Source organism: Rheinheimera sp., from assembly GCF_030690345.1.
GTDB lineage: Bacteria > Pseudomonadota > Gammaproteobacteria > Enterobacterales > Alteromonadaceae > Alishewanella.
Genome location: NZ_JAUYGV010000007.1, coordinates 448,812 through 461,972 on the forward strand (window position 1 = coordinate 448,812; position 13,161 = coordinate 461,972).

The 13,161-nt window shown below is 51.1% G+C and carries 15 protein-coding genes; 4 read left to right on the forward strand and 11 right to left on the reverse strand.

The annotated features are described in order from the left end of the window. Positions 1-18: 18 nt before the first annotated feature. Together Q8O77_RS12895 and Q8O77_RS12900 are read right to left on the reverse strand one after the other, a co-directional pair. The gene (locus Q8O77_RS12895) at positions 19-1,035 is read right to left on the reverse strand and encodes an MJ1255/VC2487 family glycosyltransferase (RefSeq protein WP_305553717.1); all 1,017 of its coding nucleotides are present in this window, start codon (positions 1,033-1,035) and stop codon (positions 19-21) included. Positions 1,036-1,038: 3 nt separating this feature from the next. Then, a complete protein-coding gene (locus tag Q8O77_RS12900; protein WP_305553720.1) occupies positions 1,039-1,632 on the reverse strand; it encodes a thymidine kinase in 594 nt (197 codons plus the stop codon). Positions 1,633-1,773: 141 nt separating this feature from the next. On the opposite strand from Q8O77_RS12900, the gene Q8O77_RS12905 reads away from it, so the two are divergent. From Q8O77_RS12905 to Q8O77_RS12915, 3 genes are all read left to right on the forward strand, one after another. Beyond that, positions 1,774-2,193: an MAPEG family protein gene (locus Q8O77_RS12905; protein WP_305553723.1), complete on the forward strand. Its 420-nt coding sequence runs from the start codon at positions 1,774-1,776 to the stop codon at positions 2,191-2,193. Between the two features lie 3 nt (positions 2,194-2,196). Next, positions 2,197-2,625, forward strand: a complete 429-nt coding sequence (locus Q8O77_RS12910) for a YqaA family protein (RefSeq protein WP_305553726.1) — start codon at positions 2,197-2,199, stop codon at positions 2,623-2,625. A gap of 72 nt (positions 2,626-2,697) precedes the next feature. Continuing rightward, on the forward strand, positions 2,698-3,087 hold the full coding sequence (locus Q8O77_RS12915; RefSeq protein WP_305553729.1) for a DUF2750 domain-containing protein: 390 nt from the start codon (positions 2,698-2,700) through the stop codon (positions 3,085-3,087). 51 nt (positions 3,088-3,138) lie between these two features. Here Q8O77_RS12915 and Q8O77_RS12920 read toward each other — a convergent pair whose 3' ends face one another. Both Q8O77_RS12920 and Q8O77_RS12925 read right to left on the reverse strand, forming a co-directional pair. Then, complete coding sequence (locus Q8O77_RS12920; protein ID WP_305553731.1) at positions 3,139-4,128, reverse strand: 2-hydroxyacid dehydrogenase; 990 nt, start codon at positions 4,126-4,128, stop codon at positions 3,139-3,141. Positions 4,129-4,198: 70 nt separating this feature from the next. Then, positions 4,199-4,678 (reverse strand): glutathione peroxidase, encoded by a 480-nt coding sequence (locus Q8O77_RS12925; RefSeq protein ID WP_305553732.1) that lies wholly within the window; start codon positions 4,676-4,678, stop codon positions 4,199-4,201. Between the two features lie 86 nt (positions 4,679-4,764). Between Q8O77_RS12925 and Q8O77_RS12930 the strand changes: the two genes are divergently transcribed. Next, positions 4,765-5,646, forward strand: a complete 882-nt coding sequence (locus Q8O77_RS12930) for an NAD(P)-dependent oxidoreductase (protein ID WP_305553733.1) — start codon at positions 4,765-4,767, stop codon at positions 5,644-5,646. Between the two features lie 44 nt (positions 5,647-5,690). On the opposite strand, the gene Q8O77_RS12935 is transcribed toward Q8O77_RS12930, so the two are convergent. The 7 genes from Q8O77_RS12935 to Q8O77_RS12965 all read right to left on the reverse strand — a co-directional run bounded on the left by Q8O77_RS12935 (position 5,691) and on the right by Q8O77_RS12965 (position 13,052). Next, positions 5,691-5,924 carry an antitoxin Xre/MbcA/ParS toxin-binding domain-containing protein gene (locus Q8O77_RS12935; protein WP_305553734.1) on the reverse strand — a complete coding sequence of 78 codons (234 nt, stop codon included), beginning with the start codon at positions 5,922-5,924 and terminating at the stop codon, positions 5,691-5,693. A 116-nt stretch (positions 5,925-6,040) separates the two neighbouring features. After that, on the reverse strand, positions 6,041-6,700 hold the full coding sequence (locus Q8O77_RS12940) for a CoA transferase subunit B (protein ID WP_305553735.1): 660 nt from the start codon (positions 6,698-6,700) through the stop codon (positions 6,041-6,043). Positions 6,701-6,710: 10 nt separating this feature from the next. Next, positions 6,711-7,412, reverse strand: a complete 702-nt coding sequence (locus Q8O77_RS12945) for a CoA transferase subunit A (RefSeq protein ID WP_371133494.1) — start codon at positions 7,410-7,412, stop codon at positions 6,711-6,713. Between the two features lie 323 nt (positions 7,413-7,735). Continuing rightward, positions 7,736-8,650, reverse strand: a complete 915-nt coding sequence (locus tag Q8O77_RS12950; protein ID WP_305553737.1) for a hydroxymethylglutaryl-CoA lyase — start codon at positions 8,648-8,650, stop codon at positions 7,736-7,738. Continuing rightward, positions 8,647-10,632, reverse strand: coding sequence for an acetyl/propionyl/methylcrotonyl-CoA carboxylase subunit alpha (locus Q8O77_RS12955; RefSeq protein WP_305553738.1), 1,986 nt, complete (start codon positions 10,630-10,632; stop codon positions 8,647-8,649). Before Q8O77_RS12955 ends, Q8O77_RS12950 begins: the two co-directional genes overlap by 4 nt. Next, entirely contained in the window at positions 10,632-11,432 is an 801-nt protein-coding gene (locus Q8O77_RS12960; RefSeq protein WP_305553739.1) for an enoyl-CoA hydratase/isomerase family protein, read from the reverse strand. Before Q8O77_RS12960 ends, Q8O77_RS12955 begins: the two co-directional genes overlap by 1 nt. Positions 11,433-11,444: 12 nt before the next feature. Continuing rightward, entirely contained in the window at positions 11,445-13,052 is a 1,608-nt protein-coding gene (locus Q8O77_RS12965) for a carboxyl transferase domain-containing protein (protein ID WP_305553740.1), read from the reverse strand. Positions 13,053-13,161 lie beyond the last annotated feature (109 nt).

The window sequence follows — 13,161 nt, forward strand, 5'->3', positions numbered from 1 at the left end:
TATTGGCAAAAAAGCGGCTTAAGCCCAGAGTGATTTACTCAGCGCGGCTATGTTGTCCGGTGTGTCTTGCAGTAACCAGTCACAAATGGCGCTGGCCACATTAGGGTATTGTACGGTATTAGTATTGGCCGGCGCACTGAGCCAATTAGCAATAATATTGCTGCTGAGCTGATTGCTGCGGCTGGCCAGTTGCAACTGCTGCAGTGCCAGGGCGTTGGACTCCTGCTCCATCTGGCCATGCAGCGGCTTTACCATGATCTGCTTTTGCAACTGCAGCGCTTCGCTTATCAGCTCGAACCCGGCGTTGCTGAGCACATGGCTGCAACTGGCCAAATCGGCTTTAAACGGTGCCAGTGCCGGTGGATGAGTGTGGATATGACCAAGCTCAGCTTTGCTTAAACCCGGGCCGTACAGATGAAAGCGGTATTCACTAAGCGGGGTGAGCATAGCGATAACCTGTTGCTGATCTTCAAAGGGTAAGTACACCAGCACTTTATTCGCTGCAACTTCCGTGTTGTGTTCAGCTTCGTCGATAATGGGCGGCAGGATAGGTTGGTTAAAATGATGCCAATGCAGGCCCAGCTGATACTGCGCCGGAGCAAAGTGCTTAAACACCAGCTTGCTCATCAGGTTGGCGTGTTCCATCGGGATATCGTGTAAAAAAGCGTACTGATGGCCGATGGCAATGCTGTGCTTATTCTGCTGTTTGGCTGCCTGAGCGGTTACAGGTTCAAAATCGGTGAGTACCAGGTCGTAACCGGTTAAGTCCAGCGCCTTGATATCCTGTTGCAGGGTACGGATTTGCGCCTGCCAAAAGCTTTGCCAGTAGTTAACCCTGCCGTTTTGCGTGACAAAAGTTAAGCCGCGTTTTAGCTGATAGTTGCCAAACTGCTGCATATCAAACAGTTGGTCGCCGGGGCGGCCGGAGAAGAGGTAATCTACCTGCACGCCGGCTTTCGCCAGATACTTCCCCATGGCGCGGGCCCGGCTGATATGTCCATTTCCTGTTGCCTGCACACCATAGAGAATTTTCATTTGTTACTCCGTTTGTTTATCCTGCCAAACCAGTGCTTTAAAATGCTCGCGACACATAGAGACATAACTTTCATTGCCACCTATTTGCACTTGCGAGCCGGTAGTGGCTGCGTTGCCGTGTTCATCCAGCCTGACCACAAAGTTAGCTTTGCGGCCACAGTGGCAGATGGTTTTCAGTTCGACTAATTTATCCGCCCAGGCTAACAGCGCTTCGCTGCCGGCGAAGGTTTCCCCTAAAAAGTCGGTGCGCAGGCCAAAGGCCAACACCGGTATATTTAATTTATCTACTACATCGGTTAGCTGGCGCACCTGGCCTTTGGATAAAAACTGTGCTTCGTCTATTAGTACGCAATCCAGCCGCCCTTGCGTTTTAAGCTGCTGCACATGATTGATAAAGTTAAAGCTGTTATCAAAAATATGCGCATCCATTGCCAAACCGATACGCGAGCTTACCTTACCCAAGCCAAAACGGTTATCCAGTGCGGCGGTGTAAATAGCCACTGTCATACCTCTTTCCTGATAGTTATACGCACTTTGCAGTAAGGAGGTTGATTTACCGGCGTTCATTGCCGAGTAGTAAAAATATAATTGCGCCATAGTATCGCTCTGCAAAAAAATACGACGCAGTATAACAACATCACTGGCTGAAATATAAAGGCCTGACATGACAAAATTAAGACACTGGCATCTTTGGCCGCGCTGCATTAAGCTCTGAGCGGATTAAATCAGGAGAATAAAATGGAAAAAATGATTTTGCTGCCGGTGTTTGTGCAAATATTGCTCACCAGCGTGGTAATGGTGCTGATGGGGCGCCGCCGTATTCGCGCTGCAAAAAATAAAGAAATAAGCGTAGCAGCATTTAAAACCATGAACCTGACCGGTGCTAATGAACAGGTAATTGCCACCAGCCGTAACTTTGATAACCAATTCCAGATGCCGATGTTGTATTTATTCAGCGTGCTGTTCACCTTGCAATTGGGGTTGGCAGATCTGGCTTATGTAGTGTTAGGCGCAGCCTATGTATTGCTGCGGATACTGCATACTGCCGTGCATATTGGCAGTAATACGGTGCGCTTGCGTTTTAATGTGTTTTTACTCAGCTGTGTGGTGTTGTGGGCTATTTGGCTGCGTTTAGTGTGGCAGGTGCTGGCTGGCTGATAAATGTTAGCGTATTTCACTCTGTTTTGTAGCGGCCTGTTGGCCGCTACGTTGTTTCCGGCGTCCAGTGAAGTGTTGCTGCTGGCCTTGCTGCAGCAAGGCTACAACCCGTTGTGGTTGTTTATTGCGGCCACTGCCGGTAATACGCTGGGGTCATGTGTTAACTGGTACCTGGGGCTGAAACTGTTGCAGTTTCAGCATAAGCGCTGGTTTCCCTGTTCAGCGGCGGTGCTTGACAAAGCGCAGCGGCAATTTCAGCGTTTTGGCAGTTGGAGTTTGCTCTTTGCCTGGCTGCCGCTGGTGGGCGATCCGCTTACGCTGATCGCCGGGGTGCTGAAGGTGCGGTTTGGCCTGTTTTTGCTGTTGGTGTCGCTTGGCAAGGCCGGCCGTTATGCGCTGCTGATTTGGTTTGGTAATGCCTGGCTGGTGTAATTATTATTGGTAAAAGGCCGCGTGATCCGTCATCATTAGCGGTATTATTGATTTGCTTAACAGGAACATCTTATGGAATACCAATTAACCGCTGACGAGATCAAACGCATTACCGCTTTAGATGCGGAGCAGCGTTACACTTATTTTATTCAGGCAGTGGCTGATCTGGAAAAAATCTGGATATTAACCGACGAAGAAGGCTTTGTACTGGTAAGCGCTGAAGATGAGCGTTGTATTCCGGTATGGCCACATGCCGAGCTGGCAGAGCAATGGATTGAAGGCGAATGGCAACATTGTACTGCTCAGGCAGTGGATGTTGATACCTGGTTGGATAAGTGGACTTCAGGCTTAAACGGCGACGAGTTAGCCATAGCCGTATTACCTGATGCTGATGGCCCTGGCGTAGTGGTAATGCCGGAAGAGTTGGCAGAAACACTGATTAACGAAATGCAGGAAGACTAACGCAGTAAGCGGCTGGCCTTTCACTGAAAAGCAGCCTGATGGCTGCTTTTTTTAATTCACTAATTCATTGCCGCTGGTGGTATTGCTGGCAAAAACCAGCAGGTTGTCGCTGGTTACCTGACAAATCTCCTGCAGCGCCTCCCGGGTAAAAAACGCCTGGTGGCCGGTGATCAATACATTGGGGAAGGTAAGGAGGCGTTTAAATACCTCGTCATCTATTACCTGTTCTGACAAGTTTTCAAAAAACAAATCCGCCTCCTGCTCGTACACATCCAGGCCTAAATAACCAATTTTGCGCTGTTTTAGGCCGGCAATGACCGCTTTACTGTCGATTAACGCGCCGCGGCTGGTGTTAATCAGCATTACGCCATCTTTCATGCTGCCAATGCTGTAGTGATTGATCAGGTGCTTAGTGTCGGGTGTTAGCGGACAATGCAGGCTGATAATGTCGCTTTGCGCGTAAAGCTCTGCCAGTGGCACGTAGCGAGCGCCCAGTTCAGTGAGCACGCTACTTGGGGCGATATCATGACACAACAGCTGACAACCAAAGCCATGCAGTATTCTGGCAGTAGCCTGGCCAATACGGCCGGTGCCGATTAAGCCAACGGTTTTGCCAAACAGGTTAAAGCCCAGCAGGCCGTCCAGCGCAAAGTTATCATCGCGCACACGGTTATAGGCTTTGTGCAGTTTACGGTTAAGGCACAGCATCATACCTATGGTATGTTCGGCCACGGCCTCTGGTGAATAAGCCGGTACCCGTGCAATGCGGATCCCCAGCGCTTTGGCTGCAGCTAAATCGACATTATTAAAACCGGCGCAGCGCAGCGCTACCATTTCAATACCCAGCTCTGACAGTTGTTGTAATACCTCAGCATTGAGCTCGTCATTAACAAATACGCACACAGCATGGCAACCGGCAGCGAGTTTAACGCTGTCTTTATTTAGTCTGGTTTCGTGGTAGCTAAATTGCATACTGGCATCAGCCCATTGGCTGAAACCATCGCGGTCATACTTTTTCGCACTGAATACGGCAACTTTCATGGCATCTCTCCCATCTGTTGCCGTACAGCTTAGCTTAACCAGCGCTAAAGTATTTAGCGCTGGATCAAAGTTACAGCAATTCTTCTATTGATTGGGCAATACTGGCGGGCTTGGTACGCGGTGCATAACGCTTGACCACATCACCATCTTTGTTGACTAAAAACTTAGTAAAATTCCACTTAATAGCGCGGGTTTTCATCAAACCACGGGCGCTGTCTTTTAAGTGTTCAAACAACGGCGACGCTTCCGGCCCGTTTACCATCAGTTTGGACATAACAGGGAAGCTAAGGCCGTAATTAATTTGGCAAAATTGCTGGATTTCAGTATCTGAGCCCGGCTCCTGACCACCAAACTGATTACAGGGAAAGGCCAGGATCACTAAACCTTTGTCATGATACTTTTGGTACAGCTGTTCCAGCTCTTTATATTGTGGTGTAAAGCCGCACTGGCTGGCGGTATTCACTATCAGCAGCACTTTGCCCCGGTATTGGCTTAAATCTACCTCATTGCCCTGTGCGTCTTTTACCTTGTGCTGATGAACATTTGCCATAACCTTTCCTTCTTTAAATGCTTTCAATCAGAGCAATATCTTTGTAAGCTCAGCGCCACAGTATGTCACAGTTTTAAGTCAGTAATATGTCAAATAATAGTGAGAACAAAGTGGCCTTTATCGGCCTGGGTGTAATGGGTTACCCGATGGCGGGTTACCTGCAACAAAAAGGTTATCAGGTAACCGTGTATAACCGCACAGCGGCTAAAGCAGAAAAGTGGGCAGCGCAGTATGGTGGTACTTATGCCGAAACTCCGGCTAAAGCCGCACAAGGTGCGACGCTGGTGTTTATCTGTGTTGGCAATGATAACGATGTGCGCTCAGTAGTGTATGGCGAACAGGGCGTGCTGGCCGGTATGGCAGCTGGCGCAGTATTGATAGACCACACTACCGCATCAGCTAATTTAGCCCGCGAGCTGGCACAAGCAGCAAAGCAACAGGGCATCGGCTTTTTGGATGCGCCGGTATCGGGTGGCCAGGCCGGTGCTGAGAACGGGGTGTTAACGGTAATGACCGGTGGTGAGGCGACAGACTTTGCTAAAGCCGAAGCGGCTATTATGAGTTATTCACGCTGCGCTAAATTACTTGGTCCGGCAGGTAGTGGCCAACTGGCAAAGATGGTAAACCAGATTTGTATCGCCGGGGTGGTGCAGGGCCTGGCAGAAGCGCTGAATTTTGCTCAGAACGCGGGTTTAGACGCTGCAGCGGTGGTAGAAGTGATATCACAAGGTGCAGCTTCATCCTGGCAGATGCAAAACCGCTCGCTAACTATGCTCGAAGGTAAATACGATTTTGGCTTTGCGGTGGATTGGATGCGCAAAGACTTAGGCATAGCGCTGACAGAAGCACGTGAAAATGGCAGCCATTTGCCGCTTACGGCCCTGGTGGATCAATTCTACAGCGAAGTGCAGCAAATGGGCGGCAGCCGCTGGGATACCTCCAGCTTGCTGGCGCGGTTAAAGCGTTAAGCGCAAAGAGGGGCATGGCGCTAAAGGTTGGATAAACTTACTCTCTAACTGAATACACCATGCTCCAAGCGGCCGATTAAGTCTAATACTTGTTGCGTTTCAGTTTCACTATTAAGCATATCCACAGGAGCTTTATCGCCAAGGCTGTATGCAGGTTCGTTCAGCCATTTATGAGTGGCAGCCATGTCGCCATCAAATAAGTTGCTCGCAGCGAATTGCACAGCCTTGTAGTTACGCAACTCTGCTTTGCTAGTTTCGTTTTTTACTTGTTTAGTCATAGTGTTTGCATCGATCTTTTATCAGTTCTAAGCCTATAACCAGATTTTAATTTGGTCAAAAAAATAGCGCCAAGATCATCACAATCTGAGCGCTATTCAGAGGTTAAAGCGGCAACTTAGCTAAACACCATCTCCGGTATATCGCCTTCAACAACCAGCTTACCAGCGGTTTTTTGCTGAATTTCTTCAACTGAAATACCCGGTGCGCGCTCCAATAGGTGGAAAGCGCCGTTGCGTACTTCGAGCACGGCTAAGTCGGTCACGATTTTCTTTACGCAGCCTACGCCGGTAAGTGGCAGGGTGCAGTCGGTTAGCAGCTTGCTGTTGCCGTATTTGTCGGCGTGGGTCATGGTAACGACAATATTTTGTGCACCGGCGACTAAGTCCATCGCGCCGCCCATGCCTTTAACCAGTTTGCCTGGGATCATCCAACTGGCGATATTGCCGTTTTGATCCACTTCAAATGCGCCCAGCACGGTTAGATCGACATGGCCACCGCGGATCATGGCAAAGCTTTCAGCTGAGCTGAAAATCGCCGCGCCTTTAATGGCGGTGACGGTTTCTTTGCCGGCGTTAATCATATCGGCGTCGATTTCGTCTTCTGTCGGGTAGGGACCCATACCCAGCAGGCCGTTTTCTGATTGCAGCATTACTTCAATGCCTGCCGGCACATAGTTAGCCACCAAGGTCGGAATACCGATACCTAAGTTGACGTAGTAACCGTCTTGCAGCTCTTGCGCCACGCGCATGGCAACCTGTTCACGAGATAAAGCCATTGTTGCCTCCTTAACCTTGACGGACCATACGACGTTCAATGCGTTTTTCAAAGCTGCCTTTGATAACGCGCTGCACGTAAATACCCGGGGTGTGAATTTGTGACGGCTCCAGCTCGCCAGGCTCGACAATTTCTTCTACTTCAGCCACGGTAATTTTACCGGCGGTGGCCGCCATCGGGTTGAAGTTCATTGAGGTGTGGCGAAACACCAGGTTGCCGTAGCGGTCGGCCTTCCAGGCGCGCACTATGGAAAAATCACCGGTAATTGCAGGTTCCAGTACATAATGACGGCCGTTAATCTCGCGGGTTTCTTTGCCCTCAGCTACCGGAGTGCCGTAGCCGGTGGCAGTGAAAAACGCCGGTATGCCAGCTCCGCCGGCACGCATTTTCTCGGCTAGCGTGCCTTGTGGTGTGAGTTCTACTTCCAGCTCGCCGCTCAGCAGTTGTTTTTCAAACAGGGCGTTTTCGCCCACGTAAGAGGCAACCATTTTTTTAATTTGCCGATCTTCCAGCAAAATGCCCAGGCCAAAGCCGTCAACACCGCAGTTGTTTGACACCACAGTTAAGTCTTTGGTCTGCATTTTTTTGATTTGGGCAATTAAGCCTTCCGGAATACCGCATAAGCCAAAGCCACCGGCAATAACGGTCATGCCGTCCTGCAGGCCTGCCATGGCGTCTTCGTAGCTATGTACGACTTTATTAAACCCTGCCATTTGTTGTCCTCTGTTCTTTGCTGAACTATCTGTTGCGAACTGCTCTTCGATTACGCGGCTGCTGCGTGAAGTTTTTTCTGCGACACGCCATAAACCATCCATGGGGCTCGATTCCGGCCATCCATGGCCTCCAACGGTCGCCGAAAAAATCACATCCGCATCCGCTGGCATCTGTGCCGAGGTAAGCGCGCAGTACACTTTGACCGGAACCGTGTTTTTCATGGATGAAAAACAGGAGCCTACAGGGACGTATTTACGGCGTGTTCCGGCAAAGTTGTACGGAGTGATTACCGTGTTCGAAGAACCTTAGTTGTTGCTGTTAACTAATTACCAGTCTGACTGCACTTGGCCCTTAGCGCCAATCCTACTTTAGAACTAGGCTGCTTCCCCAGCTTGTCGGTAATAAACCAGCCGGCTTTGGCCAGTGCAGTTAAATCGATGCCGTGTGAAATGCCAAGGCCGTTCAGTAAATACACCACATCTTCAGTGGCAACATTGCCTGACGCCCCGGCAGCATAAGGGCAACCGCCAAGGCCGGCCACCGCGCTGTCAATAACACTGATGCCGCGGTTTAGCGCCACGTAAATATTGGTTAACGCCTGGCCGTAGGTGTCATGAAAATGCACGGCCAGTTTATCTACCGGCACCATAGCGAGCACCGCATCCAGCATCGCATTAACTTTATCCGGCGTGCCAAAGCCGATGGTATCGCCCAGCGATATCTCATAGCAGCCCATCTCCAGCAAAGCTTTGGCTACCAATGCTACTTCGGTAGGGGCAACATCACCCTGATACGGGCATCCGACCACACAAGACACATAGCCGCGTACTTTAATGCCATCAGCTTTGGCGACTTCTACTACAGGGGCAAAACGTTCCATGCTTTCGGCGATGCTGCAGTTAATGTTCTTCTGGCTAAAGGCTTCAGATGCCGCACCAAAAATCGCCACTTCAGTGGCACCGGCGGCTTTGGCGGCTTCATAGCCTTTTAAATTTGGCGTAAGCGCCGCGTAGGTAACCCCGCTTTTACGCTGGATACCGGCAAACACCTCTGAAGAATCCGCCATTTGCGGCACCCACTTCGGTGAGACAAAGGCACCGCTTTCTATGTAGTTGTGGCCAGCGGCGCTAAGCATATCAATCAGCGCGATTTTGTCATTGGTGGCTACCGCGGCTTCGTTTTGCAGGCCATCGCGCGGGCCTACTTCAACAATGCGCACTTGTTTGGGAAAACTCATGCTTCCTCCGGCGTAAAGTCAACCAGCTCAGCGCCGTCTTTTACCAGGTCACCGGCGGCATAGAACACTTCATTTACCACACCGTTTTTCGGCGCTTTAATGCTGTATTCCATTTTCATCGCTTCCATAATCACCAGGGTGTCACCGGCGTTAACACTGCTGCCGGCTTTGGCCATAACCGCCACTATAGTGCCATTCATTGGTGCGGTTAAGCTGCCGGCATGATCGGCGCCTTCCACTTCAGTGGTTACTTCGGTCTGGTAGCTAAAATCATAACGTTGATGCTTAATAAACACACTAATGGTGTCAGCATACCTGCTTACCCGCACCTTGGTGCGATGATCGCCTAATACCGCGCTAAGTTCATCGCCGTTCAGCTCAGCGCTGCAGCAAAGCTGCTGACCTTCAACATCAACCAGATAATGCTGCTGCAGTTGCTGTACTTTTAACAGCGTTTTGTGCTCGCCGTGTTGCAGGGCAATTTCTACTGTTGGCGTTTCGTTAATACGCCAGCCATGGCTGAATTGCCAGGGGCTGAAGCTGTTACACGAGCTTTGCGGCGCTTTTTGCTGCTGCAAAATAAACAGCGCAGCTAATACCAGTGCCTGATTATTTTCTTTATTGGCTGGTGCAAATAAGCTTTGCTGATGCTTGTTGATAAAGTTGGTATCAAGCTCGGCCGCTTTAAACGCCGGATGCTCGGTTAAGCTGGTTAAAAAGCTTAAGTTAGTGGTAACACCGGCAATGCGGTAATCGTCCAACGCACGTAACATGCGGGCGATAGCGCGGTCGCGGCTTTCATCCCAAACAATCAGCTTGGCAATCATCGGATCATAGAACGGCGACACTTCATCGTTTTCTACCACGCCGGTATCCACCCGCACATGGCGGTTAGCTTCAGGCTGGCGTAAATACGTCAGCTTGCCGGTTTGTGGCAGAAAATCGTTATCCGGATCTTCGGCATACACCCGCACTTCAATGGCGTGGCCATCGAGTTGAATATCATCCTGCGCCAGTGGCAGTGTCTCGCCAGCGGCGACCAATAGCTGCCATTTGACCAGATCCTGGCCGGTGATCATCTCGGTAACCGGGTGCTCTACCTGCAGCCGGGTGTTCATTTCCATAAAGTAGAAAGAGCCGTCTTCGTCGAATAAAAACTCCACCGTACCGGCACCGCGATAATCGATGGCTTTAGCAGCTTTCACTGCCGCCTCGCCCATGGCTTTGCGCTGTTCGCTGCTAAAGTTCGGCGCCGGCGCTTCTTCAATCACTTTTTGGTGGCGGCGCTGTATCGAGCAGTCGCGCTCGGCCAAATACACGGCATTGCCATGGTTGTCGGCAAATACCTGAATTTCAATATGGCGTGGCTTGGTTAAATAGCGCTCAATCAGCATTTTATCGTTGCCAAAACCGGCTTTGGCTTCACGCCGCGCGCTGGCTAAGGCATCAACAAACTCTGCTTTTTCCCATACCACACGCATGCCTTTACCGCCGCCACCGTAGGCCGCTTTTAGCAGTTGCGGGTAGCCGATACGCTCTGATTCTTTACTTAACAGCGCATCGCTTTGATCGTCACCATGATAGCCCGGCACCAGAGGCACACCGGCTTTGGCCATAATATCTTTGGCGGCGCTTTTCGAGCCCATGGCGGTAATAGCACCCACCGGTGGGCCGATAAACACCACGCCGGCTTCCTCGCAGGCTTGGGCAAACTCTTCATTTTCCGATAAAAAGCCGTAACCAGGGTGAATAGCCTGGGCGCCGCTTTGTTTGGCGATGGCGATAATTTTATCTGCACGTAAGTAAGAGTCTTTGCTCGGGGCCGGGCCCAGCAAATAAGCTTCGTCGGCCATGCGCACATGGCGGGCATTGGCGTCTGCTTCGGAATACACCGCCACGCAGCGGATGCCGAGCTTATGCGCGGTGTCGATAACGCGACAGGCAATTTCGCCGCGGTTGGCGATTAATATTTTACGAAACATTATGCGTCTTCCTTGCCAAGCCAGGCCGGTTTACGTTTTTCTAAGAATGCTGTTAAGCCTTCCTGACCTTCCGGCGATACCCGTATTTCAGCAATCGCTTGCTCGGTATGAGCAATCACATTGTTGCTGATCTTACGGTTATAAATATTATGGATCAGCGATTTCGCTGCGGTGAGTGCTGCCGGGCTGTTTTGCAGCAGAGTATTAACGAAGCTTTCCAGGCTGTCGCTTAGCTCACCTTCGCTAACCACTTCATGCAGCAGGCCGAGCTTTTTCGCTGTTGGTGCCATAAAACGCTCGGCGGTTAAAAAATAACGCCGGCTTTCGCGCTCGCCAATGGCGCGCATCACATAAGGGCTGATCACCGCCGGTATTAAACCAATGCGCACTTCGCTTAAACAGAAGCTGGCGTTCTCTTCGGCGATGGCGATATCACAGCAGGCGACTAAGCCCAGGGCGCCGCCAAAAGCAGCGCCTTTTACCAATGCGATGGTGGGCTTGGGGAATTTATCCAGCCGGTGCATTAGGGTGGCAAGCTCGGCAGCGTCATTCAAGTTTTGCTGATAGTCTTTTTGCGCCATTGAGCGCATCCAGTTTAAGTCGGCACCGGCAGAGAAGTTTTTGCCGTTGGCGGTCAGTACTAACACCCGCACGCTGTCGTTATTGGCTAAGTCTTTCAGCACGGCGATAAGCTCGGCTATCATCGCATCGTCAAAGGCGTTGTGCACCTCGGGGCGGTTTAGCTTTAGGGTGGCTACGCCGCGCGGGTCGATACTGACTTCTGTGTAAACCTGGTTCATATTCTTCCCCTGTTACATCCGGAACACGCCAAAACGGCTCTCTTCAATCGGTGCATTCAGCGCAGCGGCCAGCGCCAGGCCTACTGTCATCCGCGTTTGTGCTGGGTCGATAATACCGTCATCCCACAAACGGCCGCTGGCATAATACGGATGGCCCTGTTTTTCATACTGCTCAATAATCGGTTGCTTCAGTGCTTTCTCTGCTTCTGCCGACAGGGTTTCGCCTTTACGCGCTAAACCATCTTTGGTTACTTGTGCCATAACACCGGCGGCTTGTTCGCCACCCATTACCGAAATACGCGCATTGGGCCACATCCACATCATGGTAGGGTCATAGGCGCGGCCACACATGCCGTAGTTGCCGGCACCGTAGCTGCCGCCAATCAGCACGGTAAATTTCGGCACCTTGGCACAGCTTACTGCCATCACCATCTTAGCGCCGTGCTTGGCAATGCCTTCGGCTTCGTATTTTTTACCGACCATAAAGCCGGTAATGTTTTGCAAAAACAGCAACGGGATTTTGCGCTGAGCACACAGCTCAATAAAGTGCGCGCCTTTTTGTGCGGACTCCGAAAAAAGTATTCCGTTATTGGCTACAATGCCTACCGGATAGCCGAAGATGCGCGCAAAGCCGCACACCAGGGTAGCGCCGTAGTATTGTTTAAATTCATCAAAGTCTGAGCCGTCGACAATGCGGGCTATCACTTCTTTGACATCAAATGGCTTGCGCAAGTCAGTGCCCACTATGCCGTACAGCTCTTTGGCGTCATACAACGGCTCTTGCGGCGCTTTTACATCCATCGCTTGCGGGGCAGGGCGGTTTAATCGCGACACCGCATTACGAGCAAGTTGCAGTGCATGTTCATCGTTTAGCGCATAGTGATCGGCCACACCAGAGATTTTACAGTGCACATCGGCACCGCCCAGTTCTTCAGCGGATACTTCTTCGCCGGTAGCGGCTTTAACCAGCGGCGGGCCGGCTAAAAAGATAGTGCCTTGTTCTTTAACAATAATGCTTTCATCGGCCATTGCCGGTACATAGGCGCCACCGGCTGTACAGAGGCCCATTACCACGGCAATTTGCGGAATGCCTTTGGCAGACATATTGGCCTGGTTAAAGAAGATACGGCCAAAGTGCAGTTTGTCGGGGAATACATCATCCTGGCGGGGCAGGTTGGCACCGCCGGAGTCGACCAGATAAATACATGGCAGGTGGCAGCGCTCGGCAATTTCCTGGGCGCGCAGGTGTTTTTTCACAGTAAGCGGGTAGTAAGTGCCGCCTTTTACCGTGGCATCGTTGGCGACTATCATGCACTCAACACCGCTAACGCGGCCGATACCGGCAACGACACCTGCGCTGGGTACGTAATCGTCGTAGCATTCCCAACCGGCGAACTGGCCAACTTCTAAAAACGGTGAGCCCGGGTCGAGTAATTTTTGAATACGGTCACGCACAAAAAGTTTACCACGGGCGGTATGGCGGGCAATTAAGGCTTCGCCGCCACCGAGTTTAATTTGCTGTACTTTACTGTTCAGATCATCGACCACGGCCTGCATGGCGGTGGCGTTTTTCTGGAAGTCCTCAGAGCGAGGATTGATTTTGGAGGTAATTCTGGTCACTTAAGTTACCTTTTGTGCCACAAGTGAGAGCCAACGGCTTCGCTGCTTCCGCACATTTAACACGCTCGCCCGCTCGCTAAGTTAAATCTGCTCCGCGCTTCGCCTCGTC